Annotated in this window: 21 protein-coding genes and 2 riboswitches; of the genes, 9 read left to right on the top strand and 12 right to left on the bottom strand. The window is 70.2% G+C overall.

Annotated features, from left to right (window positions below):
- Nucleotides 1-5: 5 nt before the first annotated feature.
- The 3 genes from JOE64_RS08970 to JOE64_RS08960 form a co-directional block, all read right to left on the bottom strand.
- Complete coding sequence (locus JOE64_RS08970) at nucleotides 6-1,070, bottom strand: FecCD family ABC transporter permease (protein ID WP_204963933.1); 1,065 nt, start codon at nucleotides 1,068-1,070, stop codon at nucleotides 6-8.
- Complete coding sequence (locus tag JOE64_RS08965; protein WP_307821705.1) at nucleotides 1,067-2,029, bottom strand: FecCD family ABC transporter permease; 963 nt, start codon at nucleotides 2,027-2,029, stop codon at nucleotides 1,067-1,069. Before JOE64_RS08965 ends, JOE64_RS08970 begins: the two co-directional genes overlap by 4 nt.
- Before the next feature lie 84 nt (nucleotides 2,030-2,113).
- Nucleotides 2,114-3,061 (bottom strand): ABC transporter substrate-binding protein, encoded by a 948-nt coding sequence (locus JOE64_RS08960; protein ID WP_204963932.1) that lies wholly within the window; start codon nucleotides 3,059-3,061, stop codon nucleotides 2,114-2,116.
- 222 nt (nucleotides 3,062-3,283) lie between these two features.
- On the opposite strand from JOE64_RS08960, the gene JOE64_RS08955 reads away from it, so the two are divergent.
- On the top strand, nucleotides 3,284-3,493 hold the full coding sequence (locus JOE64_RS08955) for a hypothetical protein (RefSeq protein ID WP_204963931.1): 210 nt from the start codon (nucleotides 3,284-3,286) through the stop codon (nucleotides 3,491-3,493).
- Nucleotides 3,494-3,733: 240 nt separating this feature from the next.
- Here JOE64_RS08955 and JOE64_RS08950 read toward each other — a convergent pair whose 3' ends face one another.
- Nucleotides 3,734-5,260 (bottom strand): DHA2 family efflux MFS transporter permease subunit, encoded by a 1,527-nt coding sequence (locus tag JOE64_RS08950; RefSeq protein WP_204963930.1) that lies wholly within the window; start codon nucleotides 5,258-5,260, stop codon nucleotides 3,734-3,736.
- Nucleotides 5,261-5,411: 151 nt separating this feature from the next.
- Between JOE64_RS08950 and JOE64_RS08945 the strand changes: the two genes are divergently transcribed.
- Nucleotides 5,412-6,059 (top strand): DUF1345 domain-containing protein, encoded by a 648-nt coding sequence (locus JOE64_RS08945; protein ID WP_204963929.1) that lies wholly within the window; start codon nucleotides 5,412-5,414, stop codon nucleotides 6,057-6,059.
- A 46-nt stretch (nucleotides 6,060-6,105) separates the two neighbouring features.
- The gene (locus JOE64_RS08940) at nucleotides 6,106-8,148 is read left to right on the top strand and encodes an ABC transporter ATP-binding protein (protein WP_204965025.1); all 2,043 of its coding nucleotides are present in this window, start codon (nucleotides 6,106-6,108) and stop codon (nucleotides 8,146-8,148) included.
- Between the two features lie 33 nt (nucleotides 8,149-8,181).
- Here JOE64_RS08940 and JOE64_RS08935 read toward each other — a convergent pair whose 3' ends face one another.
- The 7 genes from JOE64_RS08935 to JOE64_RS08905 form a co-directional block, all read right to left on the bottom strand.
- Nucleotides 8,182-8,370, bottom strand: coding sequence for a hypothetical protein (locus JOE64_RS08935; protein WP_204963928.1), 189 nt, complete (start codon nucleotides 8,368-8,370; stop codon nucleotides 8,182-8,184).
- 75 nt (nucleotides 8,371-8,445) lie between these two features.
- Nucleotides 8,446-9,429, bottom strand: coding sequence for a glycosyltransferase family 2 protein (locus JOE64_RS08930; RefSeq protein ID WP_271202527.1), 984 nt, complete (start codon nucleotides 9,427-9,429; stop codon nucleotides 8,446-8,448).
- The gene (locus tag JOE64_RS08925) at nucleotides 9,426-10,568 is read right to left on the bottom strand and encodes a cysteine desulfurase family protein (RefSeq protein ID WP_204965023.1); all 1,143 of its coding nucleotides are present in this window, start codon (nucleotides 10,566-10,568) and stop codon (nucleotides 9,426-9,428) included. The genes JOE64_RS08930 and JOE64_RS08925 overlap by 4 nt, the downstream gene beginning before the upstream one ends.
- Nucleotides 10,569-10,572: 4 nt before the next feature.
- Nucleotides 10,573-11,442: a carboxylating nicotinate-nucleotide diphosphorylase gene (nadC, locus tag JOE64_RS08920; protein ID WP_204963927.1), complete on the bottom strand. Its 870-nt coding sequence runs from the start codon at nucleotides 11,440-11,442 to the stop codon at nucleotides 10,573-10,575.
- Complete coding sequence (gene nadB, locus JOE64_RS08915) at nucleotides 11,442-13,241, bottom strand: L-aspartate oxidase (protein ID WP_204963926.1); 1,800 nt, start codon at nucleotides 13,239-13,241, stop codon at nucleotides 11,442-11,444. The genes nadC and nadB overlap by 1 nt, the downstream gene beginning before the upstream one ends.
- A complete protein-coding gene (nadA, locus tag JOE64_RS08910; RefSeq protein WP_204963925.1) occupies nucleotides 13,238-14,545 on the bottom strand; it encodes a quinolinate synthase NadA in 1,308 nt (435 codons plus the stop codon). The genes nadB and nadA overlap by 4 nt, the downstream gene beginning before the upstream one ends.
- Entirely contained in the window at nucleotides 14,542-15,261 is a 720-nt protein-coding gene (locus JOE64_RS08905; RefSeq protein ID WP_204963924.1) for an NUDIX hydrolase, read from the bottom strand. The genes nadA and JOE64_RS08905 overlap by 4 nt, the downstream gene beginning before the upstream one ends.
- Nucleotides 15,262-15,383: 122 nt before the next feature.
- Between JOE64_RS08905 and JOE64_RS08900 the strand changes: the two genes are divergently transcribed.
- From JOE64_RS08900 to gcvP, 5 genes are all read left to right on the top strand, one after another.
- The gene (locus JOE64_RS08900) at nucleotides 15,384-16,280 is read left to right on the top strand and encodes a CvpA family protein (RefSeq protein ID WP_307821516.1); all 897 of its coding nucleotides are present in this window, start codon (nucleotides 15,384-15,386) and stop codon (nucleotides 16,278-16,280) included.
- A 45-nt stretch (nucleotides 16,281-16,325) separates the two neighbouring features.
- Nucleotides 16,326-16,586: a trypsin-like serine protease gene (locus tag JOE64_RS14800; protein ID WP_307821515.1), complete on the top strand. Its 261-nt coding sequence runs from the start codon at nucleotides 16,326-16,328 to the stop codon at nucleotides 16,584-16,586.
- A gap of 66 nt (nucleotides 16,587-16,652) precedes the next feature.
- A riboswitch (glycine riboswitch) is annotated at nucleotides 16,653-16,759 on the top strand.
- Between the two features lies 1 nt (nucleotide 16,760).
- A riboswitch (glycine riboswitch) is annotated at nucleotides 16,761-16,871 on the top strand.
- A gap of 51 nt (nucleotides 16,872-16,922) precedes the next feature.
- A complete protein-coding gene (gcvT, locus tag JOE64_RS08895) occupies nucleotides 16,923-18,098 on the top strand; it encodes a glycine cleavage system aminomethyltransferase GcvT (protein ID WP_204963923.1) in 1,176 nt (391 codons plus the stop codon).
- Complete coding sequence (gene gcvH / locus JOE64_RS08890) at nucleotides 18,095-18,475, top strand: glycine cleavage system protein GcvH (protein ID WP_204963922.1); 381 nt, start codon at nucleotides 18,095-18,097, stop codon at nucleotides 18,473-18,475. Before gcvT ends, gcvH begins: the two co-directional genes overlap by 4 nt.
- A gap of 56 nt (nucleotides 18,476-18,531) precedes the next feature.
- Complete coding sequence (gene gcvP, locus JOE64_RS08885; RefSeq protein ID WP_239532098.1) at nucleotides 18,532-21,378, top strand: aminomethyl-transferring glycine dehydrogenase; 2,847 nt, start codon at nucleotides 18,532-18,534, stop codon at nucleotides 21,376-21,378.
- 357 nt (nucleotides 21,379-21,735) lie between these two features.
- Here the strand turns inward: gcvP and JOE64_RS08880 are convergent, their stop codons facing one another.
- The gene (locus tag JOE64_RS08880; protein WP_204963920.1) at nucleotides 21,736-22,533 is read right to left on the bottom strand and encodes a CPBP family intramembrane glutamic endopeptidase; all 798 of its coding nucleotides are present in this window, start codon (nucleotides 22,531-22,533) and stop codon (nucleotides 21,736-21,738) included.
- A 154-nt stretch (nucleotides 22,534-22,687) separates the two neighbouring features.
- Here JOE64_RS08880 and JOE64_RS08875 point away from each other — a divergent pair, with 154 nt between their 5' ends.
- Nucleotides 22,688-24,490: an ABC transporter family substrate-binding protein gene (locus JOE64_RS08875; RefSeq protein WP_204963919.1), complete on the top strand. Its 1,803-nt coding sequence runs from the start codon at nucleotides 22,688-22,690 to the stop codon at nucleotides 24,488-24,490.
- Nucleotides 24,491-24,566 lie beyond the last annotated feature (76 nt).

The following is a 24,566-nucleotide window of genomic DNA, read 5'->3' as shown; positions in this document are numbered from 1 at the left end:
GGTGTTCACGCACGGCGACGGATCTCCAAGACGAGGGTGATGACGAGGTACAGTCCGCCGACCGACACGGTGACCACACCGACGGGGAGGGCGACGGGCAGGACGTGCTGTGCGACGACGTCGGATGCCAGCAGCACGAACGCACCGACCAGGCCCGACAGCGTGAGCGAGAGCGACGGTGTGCCGGCGACGCGGCGAGCGATCTGCGGAGCGGCGAGAGCGACGAAGGCGACGGGGCCGATCACCGCGGTCGCGATGGATACGAGCCCGACACCGGCGAGGAGGGCCAGCGCGCGGACGGTGTTCGGCCGTGCACCGGTCGCCGTGGCGACGTCGTCGCCGAGGTCGAGTTGGCGGAGACGAGGTGCGACGAGAATCAGCAGCAGGATCAGAGGGGTGGCGCAGACGAGCGCGCCGATGAGGGGCGGCGCGGTCACACCGTTCAGTGTTCCGGCGCCCCAGGCGGAGGCGAACATCGCGGTCTCGAGCTCGACCTTCAGCAGCATCCACGTGTTCGCCGAGGCGAGGATCGCCGAGATGCCGATACCGATCACGATGAGGCGGAAGCCCTGCAGTCCGCCGCGATAGGCGAGGCTCCAGATGAGCAGCGCGGTCAGCAGGCCGCCGGCCACGGCGCCCACCGTCATGAGCGGCCACGACGCCGAGAAGAGCACGATGCTCAGCAGCATCCCGGTGAAGGCTCCGTGCGACAGCCCGAGGATGTCGGGACTCGCGAGCGGATTTCGGGTCACGCTCTGGAACAGCGCTCCCGACACGGCGAGCAGGCCGCCGAGCAGGATCGCTGCGAGGGTGCGCGCCATACGCCAATCGAAGACGACCGTTCGATCCAGCGGCTCGCCGCCGCCGAGCAGCACGCGTACCACGGCAGGCGGATCGAGAGGATAGGTGCCGAGCCCCAGAGAGACGACACCGACCGCGGCGATGAGGGCGATGAGCAGGATGCCGGTGATCGCCGAGCGCACGCGCAGGATGCCCGACCAGCGACCGACCCGCAGCACGCGGCGTCGGTAGCCCGCATCGAGGGGCGGGGAGAAGTCCAGACCGGTCATCCGAGAGTGCTCGCTCTCCGCCGGCGTGCGAGCGCGATCAGCAGGGGCGCCCCGATGAACGGCGTTACGATGCCGACCGGGATCTCCGCCGGTGCGATGAGGATCCGGCCCAGAACGTCCGAGAGCAGGACGATGCTCGGCGCGAGGAGTATCGACAGCGGCAGGATGCGACGCTGGTCGACGCCGAAGGTCCACCGCACCACGTGCGGCACCATGAGTCCGACGAACGCGATCGGTCCTGCGAGCGCGGTCGCGGTGCCGGCGAGTACGGTGACGGTCGCGATGACGCCGATCCGGATGCCGCCGACATTCGCCCCCTGCGCCCGTGCGACGTCCTCGCCGAGGGCCAGCGCATTGAGTCCGGGCGCCAGGACCAGTGCCGCGACCGCGCCGAGAGCGGCGAACGGCAGCACCGGGGTGAGCACGTCGAACCCGCGGCCGAGGAGCGAGCCGGCGTGCCACGAGCGCATCTGGTCGAATGCGTCCGGGTTGCTCAGGGTCATCCCGGTCGTCAGCCCGGCGAAGACCGCCCCGAGCGCGACGCCGGCCAGGGTGAGCCGGATGGGGTCGGCGGCGCCTCGCCCGGACGAGCCGATCAGATAGACCGCGACGGTGACCACGAGCGCACCGAGGAACGCGAGCCAAACGACGGAGGCGATGTCGCGCAGACCGAAGAAGGCGATGCCCACGGCCACGGCGAAGGCTGCGCCGGCGTTCACGCCGAGGATGCCCGGGTCGGCGAGCGGATTCCGGGTGAATGCCTGGATGAGCGCGCCCGCCGCGCCGAGGGCCACGCCGACGACGATGCCCGTGACGGTGCGCGGCAGCCGGAGATCGCCCACGACGTACTGGGCTTCCGCGGAACCCGCTCCTCGCAGGGCGTCCAGGACCGTCGCCAAGTCGAGCGGGTTCGACCCGAGTGCGAGCGACAGCGTGACGGAGACGAGGAGGAGAGCGATGAGAGCGAGGATCCCGCCCGCGAGCCCGGCCGGGCCGGCTCGCGGGCGGGTGCGCCGCCGTGCGCACGGCGGTAAGGGTGGCGGTCACCGGTGCGCGGCGAGGAACTTCTCGATGTCGTCGAGGACGAGCTCGCCGCCCTTGGGCCCGACCCCCGAGAGCCAGTAGCTCGTGTCGACGAGCGTCAGCGAGGGGAACTCGCCCGCGTTGCGCGTGATGGCGGGGGGCGTCGTCGTGGCATCCGCGGGATCGATGCTGCTGACGAAGACGTAGTCGGCTTTCGCATCGAGGATGTTCTCGGGCGAAATGTCTCGACCGATGCCGCCGTCGCCGTCCCAGGGCTGGGCGGGGATCGTGAGTCCGACGCAGGCCAGCGCGCTCCCCGCGAACGACGTGGGGGAGTAGATCCGCAGCGATGTCTCGCTGAGCGGCCGGACGAAGTTGGCGGTCTTTCCGGCGACGGGATACTCCGACGCGATCCGCGCGCAGCGGGAATTGAAGTCGTCGACGAGCGCCATCGCCTGCGTGCGGTGGCCGAGGGCGTCGCCGATGAGTGCGACGTTTCGCTGCCACGGGTCGGCCTGCGTCTTCATGAAGACCGTCGGAGCGATCGCGGAGAGCTGGTCGTACAGCTTCGAATGGCGGGCTTCGGTGCCGAGGATCAGGTCGGGCCTGAGGGAGGCGATCGCCTCGAGGTCAGGCTCGGCGACGGTGCCCACGGACTGGACGCCGCTCACGCCGAGGTACGCCGGCACGCCTCCGACGTTGGCGGGGAGGGCCGCGCCGACCGGGGTCACGCCGAGTGCCACGGCGGTGTCGAGCTCGACCGGTTCGAGGACGACCACGCGCTGCGGGCTGTCGGGGACCTCGGTCGTGCCGCGTGCGTGCTCGACCGCGTGCGTCCCGGCGCTTGCTGCACTCATCGACGTGGTGGCGTCGGGGCGTGATGCGGCGGAGCAGCCGGTGAGGATGACGCCGAGGGCGGCGACGGCGGCGATGAGCGTCAGAGCTCGGCGGGGCGCGGGAGGACGCATGGAGAAAGACACCTTTCGAATGGTGACGAGGCGATCCCGTGGGGGACGGATCGGCTCGTGCAGGGTAGGTAAGCCAATCCTAATCAGTCGCTGTGGCCGATCCGTGACGGGGGATGCCGCGACATCGACCTCATCGACGCGCGAGATGCGTCCTGTCAACCCCTCGAGCGGTGCGGAACGTCGACCTAGGCTCGAGGGATACATTTCGTCGAGAGGATCGATATGTCGCGCTTCACTTACTGGCTCTCGCTCGCCGCCGTCGGCGCTGCCGCCTATGTCCTCGGTGCCCGCGCCGGGCGCTCGCGCTATCGCGAGATCAGCGGCGCGGCCAAGCACCTGTGGGACGATCCGTCGCTGCGGAAGGCTCGGCGTCAGTCGCGCAAGGTTCTGGACAAGGCGGCGAAGAAGGCTGCCAAGAAGCTCGGCGTCTGACCCCGCGCCCCCCGGCTCGGCGTACAATCCAGGCATGGCCACCTCGAACCTTCCGACCCCCTCGCTGCAGCCCGTCCCCGACGAGAAGAACCTCCTTCTACCGGTGGACGACGCTCCGTCGTGCTGCGGCGGTAGCTGCAGCATCGGCTGAGCCCGCCTCGTCGTCCGACGTCCACGTCGGCCGCGCGCCCCGGTTTCTGGACGAAACCGGGGCGCGGCGTATGTGGGGTGGCCGAGTGATCAGTGCGCCGGCGGCGCATCCTCGATGGCATCGGCGGGCTTGCGGATGAAGAACGCGCTGATCAGCAGCGGTGTCGCGATGATCGCCGCCAGCAGGAACGCAGCCCGTGCGCCGGCGGCTCCGGCCGCGTGCGCCTCGGTGCCCGCCTGCGCTGCCGCCGCGCCCACCGACGACATGATCGTGATGAGCAGTGCGATGCCTGCGGCGCCGGCCACCTGCTGGACGGTGGAGACCGTCGCACTGCCATACGAGTAGAACCGGGGCGGCAGCGAACCGAGCGACGCGGTGAACAGCGGGGTGAACGACATCGCGAGCCCCACCGAGAACAGCGTCTGCGCCACGACGATGATCCACACCGGAGTCGACTCGGTGAGGGTTGTGAAGCCCCAGAGCACCGCCAGAACGATGATCGTGCCGGGCAGCAGGAGCACGCGCGTGCCGCGTTGATCGTAGATCCTGCCGATGACGGGCCCGAGCAGACCCATCGCGAGCGCTCCGGGCAGCACCGCGAGTCCCGACTCCGTGGCGCTCATCCGCAGCGTTCCCTGCAGATAGAGAGGCAGCGCCGTGATCGTGCCGAAGAACGCGAGCGACATGACGGCGAAGTGCGCGACGGACAGCGAGAAGTTCCCCGAGCGGAAGATCCGAAGGTCCAGAAGAGCGTCATCGACCTTCTGCAGCGCGAGCTGACGCCACACGAACAGGGCGAGTGCGACCACTCCGATTGCCAGAGCGATGACGAGTGTCACCGTGCTCGCGCCCGACGCATCGGGGGAGGATGTGCCGCCGTGGTCGCCGCCGATCTGGCTGAGGCCGAACACCAGGCCGCCGAAGCCGAGCGCCGACAGGACGACCGAGACGACGTCGAGGGGTGCATGTGTCCGCTCACCGATGTTCGGGATCCACCGGATGCCGGCGACGAGCGCGATCAGCGCGATCGGCAGCACGATCGCGAAGATCCAGCGCCAGCTGAGGGTGTCGAGCACGATTCCGGCCATCGTCGGACCGATCGCCGGCGCGAGCGAGATCACGACGCTCATCCGCCCCATCATGCGCCCGCGCAGATGCGGCGGCACGACGGTCATCAGGGTCGTCATGAGCAGCGGCATCATGATCGCCGTGCCGGATGCCTGGACGACGCGGGCCACGACGAGCACCTCGAAGCCGGGAGCGAGAACGGCGATCAGCGTTCCCGCCGAGAAGAGCCCCATCGCGGTCACGAACATCGCGCGGGTCGAGAACCGATTGAGGAGGAATCCCGTGGTCGGGATGACGACGGCCATCGTGAGCATGAATGCCGTCGTCAGCCATTGCGCCGCCACGGCGGTGATGTCGAGGTCGCCGATGAGGTGAGGGATCGCGACACCCATCGTGGTCTCGTTCAGGATCGCGACGAACGCGGCCGCGAGCAGCAGCCAGATGACGCGGTTCTCCTTCGCGCCGATGGGGTCCCTCGGCGGGGCGTCGTTGGTCTCGGACGGGTCGAGGGGGTCGACGGACTCGGTGCCGGTGTCGACGGATGCCATGGGCGCTCCTGGGGTCATCGGGTGGGACGTACGAGAGAGGTGATGCGCGGATCCGGAGGAACGCGGCCGGAGAAGATCGCCGCGGGCGCGACCTCCACAGTAACCGCCGGGTCGGACACCGTATTCCGCAGTGACGTGGGACGATCGCGCAATGGCATCCCGTCACCACTCCCGCGTGGCCGTTCGCGGCCCCGTGTCCATCGGCGTCGGCGTCGCGGTCGCGGTCGCGATCGTCCCGCCTCTCGGCTGGGTTGCAGGGCTCCTCGCCGGCTGGGCGGCGCTCGCGATCGCCAACGTCGCCTGGTTGCTGACAGCGCTGTGGCCGATGGATGCCGCGCGGACGCGGACGCACGCGACGACGGAAGACCCGGGCCGCGTGCTCGCCCGCACGATCGCCCTCACCGGCAGTGTGGCGAGCCTCGGCGCCGTCGTCGCCGTGCTCGCCGGCAGTCACGACACACCGGCGACGGCGCGCCTGGTGGCGGGGATCGCGGTGATCGCGGTTGCCGCCTCGTGGGCGCTCATCCAGGTCGACTACATGCTCCGCTACGCGCACCGCTTCTATGCGCGACGCGAGGCGGGCGTCGCGGGCGGGATCGATTTCAATCAGGACGAGGACCCGATGTACTCCGACTTCGGGTACTTCTCCGTCGGCCTCGGCATGACCTACCAGGTCTCCGACACCAACATCGAGGCGAACGAGATCCGCCGCATCGTGGTCGCCCAGACGCTGCTGGCCTATCTCTTCGGCGCCGTCATCCTCGCCACGGTGATCAACCTCGTCGCGGGCCTCGGCTGACCACGGCGCCGGCGTCGGATGCCGGGGTTAGAGTGACGCAATGACTATGGGAGGGCACGCCGGCGGCCCGCCGTCGCGCGGCGCCGTCGCGTTCCGCGGCGTCGACGAGGCGGCGCAGCGACGGCTCAACGCCGAGGCCCCCGACATCCCGAACCTGCGCGGCCGCGTGCTCGCCATGTTCCGCCCGTACCGCGGTCGCATGCTCATCACCGGCATCCTCGTGATCGTCGGGGCCGCGATCGGGGTGGTCCCGCCGCTCATCATCCAACGCATCTTCGACGACGCGCTGTTCCCCGCGAGCGGGACGTCCCCCGACCTCGCCCTCCTCTGGCGCTTGGTCGGTGCGATGATCGGGCTGTTCCTGCTCTCCGCCGTTCTCGGCGTCGTGCAGACATGGCTCACCGCGACCGTCGGGAACGCCGTGACGGGGGACCTGCGCGTGCGACTGTTCGATCACCTCCAAGAGATGGAGCTGGGCTTCTTCACCCGCACCAAGACGGGTGTCATCCAGTCGCGTCTGCAGAACGACGTCGGCGGGGTGTCGGCCGTTTTGACCAACACGGTCACGAGCATTCTCGGCAATGCGGTCACGGTGGCCTCCGCACTGGTCGCGATGATCCTGATCGATCCGCGGCTGACCGTCATCTCGGTGATTCTGATGCCCCTGCTCGTGCTCGTGCAGCGCCGCGTCGGTCAGGTGCGCGCGCGCATCGCAGGTCAGACGCAGGAGTCGTTGAGCGAGCTGACGAGCATCACGCAGGAGACGCTGTCGGTCTCAGGCATCCTGCTCTCGAAGGCGATGGGTCGTCAGGGCACCGAATCGGAACGCTATCGACACGAGAACGCCAACCAGGTGCGTCTGCAGGTGCGACGCGCCATGAGCGGTCAAGGGTTCTTCGCGGTCGTGCAGGTGCTGATGTCGTCGGTGCCCGCGGTGATCTACCTGGTCGCCGGATACCTCGTCACCGGCGACGCCGGCGGAGCGGTGATCACGGCCGGCACGATCGTCGCCTTCACGACCGTGCAGGCGCGGCTGCTGATGCCGCTCATGGGACTCATGCGCGTCGCCCTGGACGTGCAGACCTCTCGTGCCCTGTTCGCTCGGATTTTCGAGTACCTCGACCTCGTGCCCGCGATCCGCGACGATCCGGACGCCCTCGACGTCGCCGACGCGCCCGGCCCGCTCGGTCGCATCGAGTTCCGCGATGTGGTGTTCCGCTACCCCGACGCCGCGCCGGATGCGCGGCCGACCCTCGACGGCGTCTCGTTCGTCGCCGAGCACGGTCAGCACATCGCCTTCGTCGGCCCGTCCGGCGCGGGGAAGACGACGATCCTCTACCTCGCGCCGCGCCTGTACGAGGCATCCGGGGGCGCGGTGCTGTTCGCCGGTGCGGACGTCCGCACGCTCGCCCAGACGTCGATCATCGGGCAGGTGGGCATCGTCTCTCAGGAGACCTACCTCTTCCACGCGACCGTCCGCGACAACCTGCGCTACGCGAAGCCGGATGCCACCGACGCCGAACTCGAGGCGGCGTGCGTGGCGGCGAACATCCACCATGTCATCACGGGCTTCGCAGACGGCTACGACACCGTCGTCGGCGAGCGCGGATACCGGTTGTCGGGCGGTGAGAAGCAGCGGATCGCCATCGCGCGGGTGCTGCTGAAGGACCCGCCGGTGCTGCTCCTCGACGAGGCCACATCGGCCCTCGACACCGTGTCGGAGCGAGTCGTGCAAGAAGCACTCGACAACGCGGCCTCCGGTCGCACGACGCTGTCGATCGCGCACCGGCTGTCCACGGTGATCGCCGCCGATGTCATCCACGTCGTCGATGCGGGGCGGATCGTCGAGTCGGGCACCCACACCGAACTGCTGACCCGGGGTGGCCTCTACGCCGAGCTCGCCGCCGAGCAGCTCGCGGCGTCGCGCATCGAAGGCTTCGACGACGCGGTCTCCCCGCGGTCGGCGCTGCCCGAGCGTCGCGCCGACCGAGCGCCGTCCGGGGCCGTCCGGGAGAGCCCGATGGCGTCGGCCCCCGGCACGGCGACGGCCGCCGATGACGTCGGAGAGCACTGGGCGCCGATCAGCTGAGCGTTGTACGCGACCGACCGATCGGCATCGCGGTCAGCGCTTGTCGTGCCAGTCCTCCGAACCGATCGCGTCGGTCGGCGCGGGGGTCGGGGCGTTCTCCTCGACGAGTTCGGGCGTGGGGTTCACGAGCTCTTCGGTCGGGATCTTCTTCAGCTCGTCGATCTCGTGCCGCAGGGCGTCGAGGTCGGGGCCGTCGGGGAGGTTCTCGGAGGTGCCGGACATGGGTCCACCCTAGTCGTGGTGATCCCGCCGTCGCCCCGAGGGGCGACGGGTAGCCCGCGGCCGTCCGCCGGCGAGTCACCAGAGTGCGGCTGCGCTCCCCAGCTCTGCCGCTGCGGGCTCGACCTTCAGCCCCTCGAGTTCGGCGCGGGCGACGAGTTCGCGGGCGAACGCTCCCAGCAGTCGGCGGTACGCCGGGTCGGAGTGGCCCTGGGCGATCCGCACGAGGGACGGTGCATCCATCTCGAGGATGAGTCGCACACGAGAGCGTGCCGCGGCCCGGTGCCCGGCGGCATCGAGGATGCGCAGACCCCCACGCAGCCCCGCGAGGTAGTCCGTCAGGACGGGCACGCTGTCAGTGTGCTGCGTGATCGAGGAGCCGTCGGCGCGCTCACGCCACTGCACGACGACGTCGGGGAGGACATCGATCCCGCGGGCGTGTGTGTAGAGACGCTGGGTCACGATCTGATCTTCGTAGAGAACCCCTTCGGGGAACCGCAGGTCGTGACGCCGCCACAACTCCACCCGGCTGAGCTTCGACCAGGCGACGATGTTCCCCGACACCTCCGGGTGAGCGGCGAGTGTGGTGCCGGTGCGGCGAGGCGAGGTCGCGGCGCGGACCCACGGTTGCACGTCGCCCGCCGAGTAGCCTCCGCGATCGTCGGGGCGCAGACGCACATAGGCGCCGACGGCGACGTCGCTGCCGGAGGCGGTGAGCGACGCGACGAGGAGCTCGAGGGCGTGCGGGGTCATGACGTCATCGGCGTCGAGGAAGCCGACGTACGGCGTCGACACCCGATCGAGCGCCGCATTGCGGGCGGCCCCGAGACCGCGCGGGGAATCGTGCCGGACGAGCGAGAAGCGGGGGTCGCGGGATGCCTCGGCGAAGATGTCGCTCGTCGCGTCGAGTGAGCCGTCGTCGACGAGGATCGCGTGCCATCGGTCGAACGTCTGCGCGCGCAGCGACGAGATCGCCTCCGAGGCGAAAGCCTCCACATCGCGTCCCGGCACGATCACCGTGACCAGCGCGTCCGAATCGGTGTGATCGGTGTCGAAGCTCACCTGCTCGATCGTACCGCCGCGACGGAGGCCGCCAGCGCGTCGGCGACCGCGTCGAGCGGTGTCGCATGATCGTGGGCGAGGGTGACGCGAACCGCCGTCTGCGCGGTGGTCGGGCCGATGCCGCACGCGATCAGCACGTGCGACGGCTCGTCGCTTCCTGCGGCGCAGGCCGATCCGCTCGAGGTCACCACGCCGCGTCGTTCGAGCTCCAGCAGAACCGCTTCGCCGCTCGTGCCCGAGAATGTGAAGCTCGCGGTGCCGGGTAGTCGCCGTGTCGGATGCCCCGTGAGCCGAGCGGTCGGCACGAGGGCGAGGACACGTGCGACGAAGGCGTCACGAAGCGAGCGGGCGCGCTGCGCGGCATCCGCTCGCTCTGCCTCGGCGAGCTCCAGGGCCGTCGCGAACGCGACCGCACCGGCGAGGTTCTCCGTGCCGCTGCGCCGGTCGCGCTCCTGACCGCCCCCGTGCAGCAACGGCTCGAGCGGGAGGCGGGCGCGCACGGCCAGTACGCCGGTGCCCTGCGGGGCGCCGATCTTGTGGCCCGCGAGCGACAGCGCGTCGGCCCCGGTTCCCGCCAGCGGCAGCCAGCCGGCCGCCTGTACGGCATCCAGATGCAGCGGGACGCCGGCGGCGCGGGCCACGGCCGCGAGGGACTCCACGTCCTGAACGGTGCCGATCTCATTGTTGGCGTACCCGATCGACACGAGGGCGGTGTCGGGGCGGATCGCCGCGGCGACGGCATCGGGGTCGATCGTGCCCGCGGCATCGACCCCGACGCGGGTGACGGCGAACCCGTGCACACGTTCGAGGTAGTCGCACGAGGCGAGCACCGCCTCGTGCTCGATCTGCGACGTGACGACGTGCACCGGGATGCCCCGGCGCAGTGCCGCCCCGATCGCGAGGCCCTTCACGGCGAGGTTGTCGGCCTCGGTGCCCCCCGACGTGAACACGACGTCGGCGGGGCGGACCCCGAGCGCGGTCGCGACCCGGTGCCGCGCATCGGTGAGCGTTCGCGCGGCGGCCTCGCCGACGGTGTGGTGGCTGGAGGGGTTGCCGTAGCGATCGCCGAGGTACGGAAGCATCGCCTCGCGCACCTCGGGACGCACGCGCGTGGTCGCGGCATTGTCGAGGTAGAGCACCTCGTCAGCCGTCCAGGCGCACGTCGAGCCCGAGATCGAGAGCACGTGCCGAGTGCGTGAGGGCGCCGACCGAGATGACATCCACACCGGTCTCGGCGATCGCACCCACCGTGGCGAGCGAGACGCCGCCGGACGCTTCGACCGTCGCGCGCCCCGCGATGCGGGTGACGCCGGTGCGCAGGTCGTCGAGCCCGAAGTTGTCGAGCATGATCGTTCCGACCTCGCGGGCGCCGCCGGTGACCGCGAGCACCTCGTCGAGCTGGTCGAGCCGGTCGACCTCGACCTCGACGTGCGCCGTGTGGGGGAGGACCTCGAGAGCGTGGCGGAGCGCAGCCGACACCGATCCGTGGCGCGCGGCGAGCACCGCGAGATGGTTGTCTTTGGCCATCACCGCGTCGGACAGGCTGAACCGATGGTTGTGGCCCCCGCCGCTGCGGACGGCATGTCGCTCGACGCGCCGCAACCCGGGCGTCGTCTTGCGGGTGTCGGCGATCCGGGCAGAGGTGTGCGCGACGGCGGCGACGTAAGCCGCGGTCAGCGTCGCGATGCCGGACATCCGCTGTGTGAAGTTCAGCCCGATGCGCTCGGCGGTGAGGATGCCGCGCGCGGGACCCGACACGCTCGCGAGAACGTCGCCCGGCGCGAACGCGTCGCCATCAGCGATGCGCAGGTCGACGGCGATCTGCGGGTCGGTGAGGACGAATGCGGCGGCGAACACGTCGCCGCCGCTGAAGACGCCCGACTCGCGCGCGCGCAGCTCGGCGGTGGCGACGGCATCCGCGGGGATCAGCGTCTCGCTCGTGAGATCTCCCCATGGGGCGTCCTCGTCGAGGGCGGCGCGGACGACGGTGTCGATGTGGTGTCGGGTGAGCATCAGCGGGTCGCCTTTGCGAGACCACGCGCCTTGCCGTCGACGGCGGCATCCCGGTCGCTCAGCGCGCCGAACGGCAGGAGCACGGAGTCGAGAACGGGCGATTCGGGGCTTTCTCCCTCGGATTGCGGCCGCCTCTCCTGCGGTTCGGGAGCGACCTGGTCGCGACGCGCGTGCGCGCCGACGGACACAGGGCGGGCGATGGCGGCGGCCACGACTGCCGCGGCCACCTGCAGCAGGTTCTCGTCCTCGAGCGCGGCAACGGTCGCCGAGTGGCGGTCGGCGCGCAGCCAGGCATCGATGACGGATGCCGCATGTGCGAGCCCCGCGCCGTCACGCACGAGCCCGGCATCGCGCCACATGAGCTCCTGCAGCGCGGTGCGCGAGAACGGAGCGACGGGCAGGGCGGCGGCGTGCGCCGCAGAGCCCTCGGTGATGATGTCGGCGCCGCCGTGCGGCGCGGTGCCGGCGTGCCCCGAGGTGACGGTCGGCCCAGCGGAGCGCGGCGCACCGGCGGCCACGGGCCACGCACCGGATGCCGCATCGCGGGCGATGATGTCGCCGGCCCGCGCACCGAAGACGGCTCCTTCTAACAGCGAGTTCGACGCGAGGCGGTTGGCGCCGTGGACACCGGTGCGCGCGACCTCGCCGACGGCGTACAGGCCGGGGAGTGAGGTCCGTCCGTGCAGGTCGGTCGCGACTCCGCCCATGAGGTAGTGGGCCGCGGGCGTGACGGGCACCGCTTCGCGGGCCCAGTCGAATCCGCGGGTGCGGACCGCCGCGTCGATCGTGGGGAAGCGCCGCGCGAGGAAGGACGCCGTGCGCTTCGCGCTCGAACCGCCGTCGGGGCCGATGGCGGTGGCATCCAGCAGTACCGGGCGCCCACCCTGTGTCGCCATGACCTCGGCGATGGCGCGGGCGACCACGTCGCGGGGTGCGAGCTCGGCGTCGGGGTGCACGTCGATCATGAACCGACGTCCCTGTTCGTCGCGCAGGACGGCGCCCTCGCCGCGAACGGCCTCCGAGACGAGGAACGGCTCCGAACCGGCGCCGTCGGCGCCGATGCTCACGGGGAGGACGGTGGGGTGGAACTGCACGAATTCCAGGTCGGCCACACGGGCGCCCGCGCGCAGGGCCGCAGCGATGCCGTCGCCCGTCGCGACGGGCGGGTTCGTGGTGTGCGCGTAGAGACGTCCGGCACCCCCGGTCGCGAGGACCACGGCATCGGCCATCAGACGCTGCCGCGAGGGCGTTCGGTCGAGCACGCCGTCGTCGACCCGCAGATCGAGGCCGGTGGCGCGGCCTCCGTCCGTCACGAGATCGACGAGGAAGGCGTGCTCGACGATGCGCACGCCGCTCGCGCGCAGCCGCGCCACGAGTGCGCGCTCGATCGCGGTGCCCGTGGCATCGCCGCCCGCATGCAGCACCCGCGGATAGGAGTGCGCCGCCTCGAGGCCGCGCACGAAGGTGCCGTCCGGGGTGCGGTCGAACGCGACCCCGAGGTCGATCAGCTCGCGGATGCGGTCCGGGCCCTCGGTCACGAGCACGCGCACCGCTTCGGGGTCGCAGAGCCCCGCTCCGGCCTCGAGGGTGTCGCGTACGTGCGCCGTGACGCTGTCGTCGTCGAACATCACGCCGGCGATGCCGCCCTGCGCGAAGCGGGTGTTGGCCTGCTCGAGGACATCCTTCGTGACGAGCGTGACGGTGCAGCCGGATGCCGCCGCGTGCAGCGCCGCGACGAGCCCGGCGATCCCGGAGCCGACGACGACCACCGCCGTCTGCCGAGGCCCGTGCGCGCTCACGGGCGGGCCGCCAGCATCCGCTCGAGGGCCCGCCGTGCGGGTGCGGCGACGTCTCCCGGCACGGTGATCCGGTTGACGACCTCGCCGGCCACGAGCGCCTCCAGAACCCACGCGAGATACCCCGGGTGGATCCGGTACATCGTCGAGCACGGGCACACGACGGGGTCGAGGCAGAAGATCTCGTGCTGCGGGTGCTCGGCGGCCAGTCGCTGCACGAGGTTGATCTCCGTGCCGATCGCGAAGGTCGTGGGCTCGGTCGCCGCGGCGATGGCCTTGCGGATGTAGTCCGTGGATCCGGCCTCGTCGGCGGCATCCACCACCGCCATCGGGCACTCGGGGTGCACGATCACGCGGACTCCCGGGTGCTCGGCGCGGGCCCGGTCGATCTGGTCGACCGTGAACCGGCGGTGCACGGAGCAGAAACCGTGCCAGAGGATCACGCGGGCATCGGCGAGGTCCGCCTCGGATGATCCTCCGAGCGGCTTGCGCGGATTCCACATCGGCATCTGCGCGAGCGCCACCCCCATCGCCTTCGCCGTGTTGCGGCCGAGGTGCTGATCGGGGAAGAAGAGCACGCGGCGCCCGCGCGCGAACGCCCACTCCAGCACCGTGCGCGCGTTCGAGGACGTGCAGACGATCCCGCCGTGACGGCCGACGAAGCCCTTGATCGCCGCGGACGAGTTCATGTACGTCACGGGGACGACGGGGACGAGCCCGTCGGCATCGACCTCGTCGAGCGGGCCGTAGAGCTCGGTCAGCTGCTCCCAGCAGTCCTCGACCTCGTCGATCGAGGCCATGTCGGCCATCGAGCATCCCGCCGCGAGGTTCGGCAGGATCACGGACTGCTCGGGCCGGGAGAGCAGGTCGGCGGTCTCGGCCATGAAGTGCACGCCGCAGAAGACGATCGCCTCGGCATCCGGATGCTCGAGCGCGGCGTTCGCGAGCTGGAACGAGTCGCCGACGTAGTCGGCGTGGGTGACGACCTCTTCGCGCTGGTAGAAGTGGCCGAGGACGACGACGCGGTCGGCCAGTGTCGTCTTGGCCGCGGTGATCCGCGCGTGCAGTTCGAGCTCGGATGCCTCGCGGTATTCCGCGGGAAGCTCACCCTGTCGCGGGGCACCCGTCGGGATGACGTCGCCCATCGACGATCCCGGGCCGTAACCGGGGCGGGCGTCGAAGTCCCAGGGGCCGGCCGCGAGCTCCGTGTTGCACGTCTCGGACGTCGAGGCGCCGGCGACGATCGCCTGGATGCCGTGGTCGACGCTCGGGTCGAGCGGGCGGGGGTGCAGGGTGAGGGATGTCATGACGCCGCCTTCTGGTGTCGGGTGGGAGAGGGATCGCGCAGGGGCCCGCGTTCGGCGAGCTCGACGTCCTGGTTGTAGCGGTAGAGCCGGGCCGGTCGGTGACTGCCGGTGCGGAAACGGTCGGTCGGGATGAGGGTGCCGGAGTTCTCGACCTGTCGGCGGAAGTTCGCCGGGTCGAGGTCGCGGTCGAGAATGGCCTCGTACACCTCGCGCAGGTCGGCGAGGGTGAACAGGTCGGGCAGCAGCCCGTGGGCGATCCGGCTGTAGCCCACCTTGTTGCGCAGGCGCCACAGGGCGTACTCGACGATGTGGTTGTGGTCGAAGGCCAGCGGGGGCAGGTGTGCCGCGTCGAACCACGCGACGTTCTCGGCATCTTCGGGCAGCTGCGCGCCTTCACGCAGGAGTGCCCAGTAGACGATCGAGACGACGCGATCGGATGAGCGCCCGACGTCGCCGAAGGCGTAGAGCTGCTCGAGGTAGCTCGGAGCGAGGCCCGTGGTCTCGGCGAGCGTTCGCGATGCCGCCGTCTCGAGTTGCTCCGTGGCGTCGAGCCAGCCGCCGGGGAGGGCCCACAGTCCTTCGTGCGGATTCCGCGTGCGGCGCACGAGTGGCAGGACGACCGACGCCGGTGCGCCGGGGCGGTCGCGGCGCAGGCTGAAGATCACCGTGGACACGGCGACCCGGATGACGTCGCGCGGGGGATCTGTTCTTGTCATGATGACCATAACCTCGTCAGCGATCTTAGAGTCGCAGTGACCTGAACACCAAACCGCGATGTCGGAACAACCTGCGGATACAGACGATCCGCAGGGTCGACGCCGTACGGTGGGGACCTACCGTGGACGGGGGACGCATCGTGCTGATCGTGGACGTCATCGCCATCGTCGCGCTCGTCGCGGCGTTCGTCTCGGGCCTGGCCCGCGGCTTCTTCGCGAGCCTCGGGTCCGTCGTCGGCATGGTGCTGGGCGCCGCGGCGGCGCTGTGGCTGCTGCCGCTGGCAACGCCCTGGCTGGCTGACGTGCTCCCCTCGGGAGGATGGCGATCGGCGGCCCTCGCCGCCGGGGCGATCGGTCTCGTCGTGCTGGGCGCGGCGGGCGGAGCAGCCGTCGGGCACGTGATCCGACGGGGCGTCGACCGCATCAAGCTGCGTGGTCTGGAACGCTTCCTGGGCGGCGTGCTCAGCCTGGGGGCAACGGCCCTCGTGCTCCTGCTCGTCGGCGCGGGGCTCGGCGCCGCCGGCATCCCCGGCGTCTCCTCGGCCGTGTCGTCGTCGCGCGTGATCCGCTTCATCGACGACCTCACGCCCGCCCCGGTCGACGAGGCACTCGCTGCGGCTCGCGGAGCGTTCCTCTCCGATGGGCTTCCGCGCCTCGAGGCGGCGATCGGCACGGTGGTGACGCCGACCGCGCCGCCGGTCTCCCTCGACGACCCGGAACTGCAGGCGGCGGCGGCATCCGTCGCCCGCGTGAGCGGCACGGCGTACGCGTGCGGCGTTTCCATGACGGGCTCGGGGTTCGTCGCGGCGCCGGGGCTGGTCGTCACCAACGCGCACGTCGTGGCCGGGGTGGACGCGCCCGTCGTCGAGCTGCCCGGTGGGCGGGCCGGAGAAGGCCGCATCGTGTACTTCGACCCGGTCGGCGACCTCGCCGTCATCGCGGTGGGCGACCTCGGGGGCGCGCCTCTCGCGATCGACGATCCGGCAGCTCCGGGGACGCAGGCCGCGGTCCAGGGGTAACCGCACGGCGGACCGTTCACGAGCGTTCCCGCGGCGGTGCTCTCGGTGGCGTCCGTCCCGGTCCCCGACATCTACGACACCTCGTCTGCGCCGCGGGAGATCTACGCGCTCGCCGCCGACGTGCAGCCGGGGAACTCCGGCGGGCCGTTGCTCGACGGCGACGGCGGGGTCATCGGGGTCGTGTTCGCGCGGGGGACGGGGACCGACGAGCGCGGATACGCCATGACGACCGCAGAGCTGCGTCCCGCGCTCGCTTCGGTGGATGCCGATTCGCCCGCGGTTCCGCCCGGCACCTGCACGCGCTGAGCAGAATCCGACCCGTGCCCGGGCGGCGTCGACGCTATGCTGTCAGGGCAACTGAAGACAGGCCGCATGACGTGTGCGGGAGAGCCCCGGCATCCAGCGTTTCTCGAGGATCCGGGCACCGAAGGAGCAAGCCTCCCCGCCAATCTCTCAGGTCCGCGTACCGCCCGCGTCCGGCCGCTCTGGAAAGCGATCCTCGCAGTGAGGGGATCCGCCGACGGTGAAAGCCCGCACGTGCGTCGCCGCGCACCTATCGGGTGAAACTCTCAGGCCCATGACAGAGGGGGAGTTCCCGGATGCCGGTCCCGGCATCCGCCCGCCCGATTCCGGGGAGAACTCGTGTCCGACCTTCGCACCACCCCGCTCCACGACCGCCACGCGGCGCTCGGCGCCGCCTTCACCGACTTCGGCGGGTGGTCGATGCCCGTGCGCTACGGCTCGGACCTCGCCGAGCACCACGCCGTCCGCACGGCGGCGGGACTGTTCGACATCTCGCACATGGCCGAGTTCCTGGTGACCGGCTCGGGTGCCGCAGCCTTCCTCGACTATTCCCTCGCGGGCCGCGTCTCGGCCATGAGTAACGGCAAGGCGAAGTACTCGCTGCTGCTCGACGAGGCCGGAGGCGTCATCGACGACGTCATCGTCTACCGCATCGCGGACGACCGCTTTCTCGTGATCTCCAACGCGGGCAACCGCGATGCCGTCGCTGCCGAGCTGGATGCCCGGATCAACCGGTTCGTGCACTTGCACGCCTTCCGCGAGGGGCAGTTGAAGGGCGACTTCGCGTTCATCGCCGGCGCCGGCGCGCCACGCGTCGAGGACATCTCCGATCAGACCTCGCTCATCGCCGTGCAGGGCCCCCGGGCCCGCGAGATCGTCGAGGCGACCGTCGGCATCGCCGACGTTGCTCCGGCGCTGGTCGACCTCGGCTACTACGCCTGGTCGTCGGCGCTGTTCGAGGGCGCGTCGCTGCTCATCGCGCGCACCGGCTACACCGGCGAGGACGGGTTCGAGCTGATGGTGCCGAACGCCGTGGCCCCCGCCCTCTGGGATGCGCTCCTCGCAGCCGGCGAGCCGCTCGGCCTCGTGCCCGCCGGCCTCGCGTCGCGCGACACCCTGCGGCTTGAGGCCGGGATGCCGCTGCACGGCCACGAGTTGTCGACCGACATCCTTCCTACGCAGGCGGGGCTCGGCCGTGTGGTCGCCGCCGACAAGGACGACTTCGTCGGCAAGGAGGCGCTCGCGGCGGCATCGGCCGACCTCCCCGTCCTCGTCGGACTCGTCTCGGAGGGCCGCCGCGCCGGACGCGCCGGGTATGCGGTGCTGGATGTCGATGGCACGCCCGTCGGCGAGATCACGAGCGGTGCGCTGAGTCCGACCCTCGGGCATCCCATCGCGATGGCCTTCGTGCCCCCGGCGCTCGCGGCGCCCGGAACCGAGCTTCTCATCGACGTGCGGGGGACTCGCATCCCCGCGACCGTGACCGCCCTGCCTTTCTACCGGAGGATCGCATGACCGACCTGACCGAACTGAAATACACCGACGAGCACGAGTGGGTCGCCCTCGACGGCGACGTCGCCACCGTCGGGATCACCGACTACGCCGCCGACAAGCTGGGCGACGTCGTGTTCGTCGACCTGCCGGCCGTCGGCACGAGCGTCACCGCGGGGGAGGTGTGCGGCGAGATCGAGTCGACGAAGTCGGTGGGCGAGCTCTACGCCCCGCTCACGGGCGAGATCGTCGCCGTCAACGACGCCGTCGTCGACGACCCGGCATCCGTCAACGGCGACGCATTCGCCGCCTGGCTCGTGAAGGTCCGCGTGGATGCCGCGGATCTCGACGGGCTCCTCGACCGCGCGGCCTACGTGGCGCTCACGGGTGGCGAGGCGTGACCTCCGCCGCATTCCAGGATCGCCACATCGGAACCGACGCCCTGGCTCAGGCGCAGATGCTCCGCGCCCTGGGGTACGACACGGTCGAGGCGCTCGTGGATCGCGCCGTGCCGGCATCCATCCATGCCGCCGCCGTGTCGGAAAGTGCGATTCCGCGCGCCGCGACGGAGGCCGAGACGCTCGCCGAGCTGCGCGAGCTCGCATCGCAGAACCGGCCGGCGCGGTCGATGATCGGCCTCGGGTACTACGACACGCTCACGCCGTCGGTCATCGCCCGGAACGTACTCGAGAACCCGTCCTGGTACACCGCCTACACCCCCTATCAGCCGGAGATCTCGCAGGGGCGCCTCGAAGCGCTCATCAACTTCCAGACGATGGTGACCGACCTCACCGGGCTCGCGACCGCGAACGCATCGATGCTCGACGAGGCGACCGCCGTCGTGGAGGGGATGCTGGTGGCACGGCGCGCGTCGAAGTCTTCCTCGAAGGTGTTCCTCGTCGATGCCGACGCCTTCCCGCAGACGAAGGCGGTGCTGGCTCATCGCGCCGCAGCGCTGGGCATCGAGATCGTCGAGGTTCCGGTCGGGCCGTGGGAAGGCTCGGGTGCCGGCTTCGACGCCGATGTGGCCGCGGAGGCGGCGGGCATCGACGCGTTCGGAATGTTCATCCAGTACCCGTCGGCGAGCGGCCGGGTGTGGGATCCGTCGGGACCCATCGCCGCCGTGCAGGCGCAGGGCGGCCTCGCGGTCGTCGCGGCCGACCTGCTCGCGCTCACCCTGCTGCGCTCGCCGGGCTCGCTCGGCGCCGACATCGCTGTGGGCACGACGCAGCGCTTCGGCGTGCCGATGGGCTTCGGCGGTCCGCACGCCGGCTACCTGGCGGTGCGCTCCGGTCTCGAGCGGCAGCTGCCCGGACGCCTGGTCGGCGTGTCACGGGATGCTGCCGGTGCACCCGCCTACCGGCTGTCGCTGCAGACGCGCGAGCAGCACATCCGCCGCGAGAAGGCGACGTCGAACATCTGCACCGCCCAGGTGCTGCTCGCGGTCATGGCATCCATGTACGCCGTCTACCACGGGCCGCAGGGCCTTCGCCGGATCGCCGGAGACGTCGCCATGAAGGCGCACCTGCTGCGCGATTGGATCGTCGAGGCAGGGAACGAGGTCGTGCACGACGACTTCTTCGACACGATCGTCGTGCGGACGCCGGGGCGCGCGGGTGGGATCGTCGAACGTGCGCGGGAGCGCGGGTTCCAGCTCTGGTTCCGCGACAGCGACTCCGTCGGCATCTCCGTCGACGAGACGACGACCTTCAGCGAGATCCATGCGCTCGCGCAGGTATTCGGTGCGCCCGAGGAGCGCTTCTTCGGATGGGCGGAGGGGACCGGCGCCAGCTCGTTGCCGGCGGGTCTGCGCCGCAGGGATGAGTTCCTGATCCATCCCGTCTTCCACGCGCACCACTCCGAGACGGCGATGATGCGCTACCTCAAGCGACTCGCGGACCGCGACTACGCGCTCGACCGCGGCATGATCCCGCTCGGCTCGTGCACGATGAAGCTCAACGCGGCGACCGAGATGGCGGCGGTGTCGTGGCCCGAGTTCGCGCGCGTGCACCCGTTCGCCCCCGCCGACGACGTCGCCGGCTACCTCGTGCTGATCGAACAGCTCGAGTCGTGGCTCGCCGAGATCACCGGCTACGACGCGGTGTCGCTGCAGCCCAATGCCGGGTCGCAGGGCGAGCTCGCGGGGTTGTTCGCGATCCGCGGCTACCACCACTCGCGCGGCGACGTGCAGCGTGACGTGTGCCTGATCCCGTCGTCGGCGCACGGTACGAACGCGGCATCCGCCGTACTGGCGGGCATGCGGGTCGTGGTCGTCGCGTGCGACGAGGCGGGCAACGTCGACCTCGACGACCTGCGCGCGAAGATCGCCGCGCATGCGGGTGCGCTCGCGGCGCTCATGATCACGTACCCCTCGACCCATGGGGTCTACGAGCACGACGTCGTCGAGCTGTGCGCAGCCGTGCACGAGGCCGGCGGACAGGTCTACGTCGACGGCGCGAACATGAACGCTCTCGTCGGGTTCGCGCGCTTCGGCGACCTCGGGGGCGACGTGTCGCACCTGAACCTGCACAAGACGTTCGCGATTCCGCACGGTGGCGGTGGGCCCGGTGTGGGGCCGGTGGCCGCGAAGGCGCACCTCGCGCCGTTCCTGCCCTCGCATCCGTTCGCGCAGCGCGCGGAGCACGCGGGAGGGTTCGTCTTCGACGGGGGGCCGGTGTCGGCCGCGACCTACGGCTCGGCATCCATCCTGCCGATCTCGTGGGCGTACATCCGAATGATGGGTGCGCGGGGGCTGCGGGATGCCACGGGTGCCGCGGTGCTCGCCGCGAACTACATCGCGCTGCGGCTGCGGGGCCACTATCCGGTGCTCTATTCGGGTGAGGGCGGGCTCGTCGCGCACGAGTGCATCCTCGACCTGCGTCCGCTGAAGGACGAGACCGGGATCACGGTCGACGACGTCGCCAAGCGGCTCATCGACTACGGGTTCCACGCCCCGACCATGTCGTTTCCCGTCGCCGGCACCCTCATGGTCGAGCCGACCGAGTCGGAGGATCTCGGCGAGATCGAACGTTTCATTGAGGCGATGATCGCCATCCGCGCCGAAGCGGGCCGTGTCGCGGCGGGGGAGTGGCCGGCATCCGACAACCCCCTCGTGAACGCGCCGCACACGGCAGAGTCCATCGCGACGGATGCCTGGTCGCACCCCTACTCGCGCGAGCAGGCGGTCTATCCCGTGCACGCCCTCGTGCGCGCGAAGTACTGGCCGCCGGTCCGCCGCATCGACAACGCCTACGGCGACCGCAATCTCGTGTGCGCCTGCCCGCCCCCGGAGGCCTTCGCCTGACGCGCGCGGGTCGCGGTGCGGCGTCGCGTCGACGCAGCATGTTCGGGGTCGCCTGTGCTCGCCGCGGCACGGGTTCGGGGTCGCCTGTGGTCGCGTTGTGGGCCTGGACCCGACCACACGCGACCCTGATGTCGGGACTTCGCTGCCTCGGGGACGAGGCCGGGGGTGAGGATGCCAGGGCCGGCCCGGCCATCCTGCCCCCGGGTTCGGGGTCGCCTGTTGTCGCCTCGGCCCGGGTTCGGGGTCGCTCGTGCTCGTGGCCTGGGCGTGGAAGCGACCACACGAGACCCCCAACCACCGCGCCTCGAACCCGAGAACGAGGACGGCGGTGAGTCGAGTCCGGGGCCGAGAAAAGGGTCAGGATGCCGGGGCGAATACCCCGGGCCACCACGCGGCGGCGAGGGGATACCCGACGAAGGCGATCACGTCGATGACCGTGTGCGCGATCACGAGCGGCATGACGCGTCCCCAGCGGTGGTACACCCATCCGAACACGACGCCCATCGCGATGTTCCCCGCAATCGGTCCCCAGCCCTGGTAGGCGTGGTAGGCGCCGCGCAGTGCCGCGGTCGAGAGGATGATCGTCCACGTGCTCCAGCCCAGGCGCCGCAGGCGGTCGAACAGGTAGCCGATGAAGATGATCTCCTCCGTCAGTCCCGCCCGCAGCGCCGCGAGAAGAAGGAGCGGGATCGTCCACCACGAGCCGTCGAGCGGCGAGGCATCCACCTGAACGGTGATCCCGAGCGCGCGCCCGGCGGCGTAGAGCCCGAGCCCCGGCACGCCGATAACGACGATGAGCAGGATGCCTGCGCCCAGATCCTTCCCGAAGACGCGGAAGTCCAGACCGATCCGGCGAAACGCCGAGACCCCCGGCTCCCACAGCAGATAGACCGCCAGTGCGATGGGCGCGAGGGCGAACGCCTGCCCGAGGAACTGGTACAGCACGTCCCAGAACTGCTGCGCGTTCGCGCCGGGGTTCAGCGACGTCGACTGATCGCCCAGGGCCTGGTCGCGAGTGAGCGCCTGTACGAGCGACAGCACCGAGTAGAGCGCCGAGCGCCCCACCGACAGAGCGAGCACGATCGCGATCTCCCACCAGAGGCGGGTGCGATGCTCCCGAAACCTTGGCAGTTCGGCGCCGGGAAAATTGCTCACCTTGTCAGATTGTCACATCGGATCCGAAACGAGTTAAGGGTCTGTAACGTTTTCCCTAACGGTTTTGATCAAGGATGCCCACAACTTATGGTTTCGGTATCCGTGCGGTGCGGGTTTCACTCGCCTGCGCACCATCCCTGACACAGGAGGACAATTGAAGAAGTCACGCTGGGGAGCCCTTGCCGCGGTCGTCGCGGCCGGCGCCCTCGCCCTGACCGGTTGCACCGCCAGCGGTGGCGGAAACGCCAACAGCTCGGCGCCCACAGGTGGAACCGTCACCATGGCCATCGTGAACGACTTGACGTCGCTCAACAGCAACACGCCGCAGGGCAACCTGGACACCAACGGTCAGTACCAGTACCTGACGGCCGACGGGTTCCTGTACCCGGACAACAACTTCAACGTCGTGAAGAACACGTCGTTCGGAACGTTCGAGAAGGTCTCGGACGACCCGCTGACGGTGAAGTACACGCTCAACAAGGACCTCAAGTGGTCCGACGGCGAGCCCATCACCGCAGACGACATGGTCCTCGCCTGGGCCATCGGCTCCGGTTACTACGACTCCGCCACCACCGACGCAGACGGCAACGTCACTTCGGGCACGCAGTACTTCCAGCTCGCGGGCTCGACGGCGGGCCTCGACTCGACGAGCTTCCCGCAGGTGGGTGACGACAACCACTCGATCACCCTCACGTACGCGAAGCCGTACGTGGACTGGGACGTCCTGTTCGCGATCGGCCAGAGCGGTCTCACGACGCCGGCTCACGTCGTCGCCAAGAAGGCCGGACTGTCGTCGGCGGCCGACCTGACCTCCTACCTCCAGAAGCTTCCCCGCGGCGACAAGGCCGCGCCGGCTGCGGCCGACGAGACGCTGAAGAAGGCTGCGGACTTCGTCAACACCGGCTACGACATCACGTCGTTCCCGACCGACAAGGACCTTCTGGTCTCCTCGGGTCCCTGGGTCCTCTCCGCGTGGACGCCCGGTCAGTCGCTCACCTTCGAGCACAACCCGAACTACAAGGGCGACCTCGCCCCGAAGATCGACAAGCTCGTCATGCGTGTCATCGGCGATTCCGCCGCCCAGGTCACCGCTCTGCAGAACGGCGAGGTCGACCTCGTCTACCCGCAGGCATCCGCCGACACGAAGAAGTCGCTCGAAGCGGTCTCCGGCGCCCAGGTCCTCACGGGTGACCAGGTCTCGTACGACCACCTCGACCTGAACTTCGGCTCCGACGTCTTCAAGGACCCGACCGTCCGCGAGGCGTTCCTGCTGACCGTTCCGCGCCAGCAGATCCTCGACGCGATCGTCACGCCGGTCAACCCCGACGCCAAGGTCCTCGACTCGCAGCTGTGGCTGCCCAACCAGGCCGAGTACGCGACGACCGTCAAGCAGAACGGTTCTGACAAGTACGACCCCTCGAAGCTCGATGACAACATCGCCAAGGCCAAGGAGCTCCTCGCCGGCAAGACGCCGACGGTGAAGATCCTGTACAACACGAAGAACCCGAACCGCGTGGACGAGTTCCAGGCGATCCAGTCGTCCGCCGCCAAGGCGGGCTTCCAGGTCGTCGACGGCGGAGACCCCAAGTGGTCGAGCCTTCTGGCAGCCGGTAACTACGACGCTTCGCTCTTCGGCTGGATCTCGCCCGGTATCGGCACCGCCCAGATCCCGCAGCTGTTCGCGTCGAACGGCGGTGGCAACTACAACAAGTTCACCGCGGCCAACGACGACGCCATGGCGACGCAGACGACCCTCGACAAGGACAAGCTGACCGACCTCATGCTGTCGATCGACAAGTCCGCCTTCACAGAGGGCTACGGCCTGCCGCTCTTCCAGGCCCCCGGTATCTACGGTGTCTCCAGCAAGGTGGACGGCATCAAGTACATGGGCAACCAGACCGGACCGGTGTGGAACAACTGGGAGTGGTCTGTCAAGCAGAGCACCAACACCAAGTAGTAACCAGGCCGGGGTGGCGTCTACGGTAGATACCGAAGGCGCCACCCCGGCACCTGTCTGTCAATCGATGGGACCG

The organism is Microbacterium dextranolyticum, assembly GCF_016907295.1.
GTDB classification, from domain to species: Bacteria; Actinomycetota; Actinomycetes; order Actinomycetales; family Microbacteriaceae; genus Microbacterium; species Microbacterium dextranolyticum.
The sequence above is the reverse complement of the archived record's forward strand: the minus strand, read 5'-3'. Positions and strand labels throughout refer to the sequence as shown.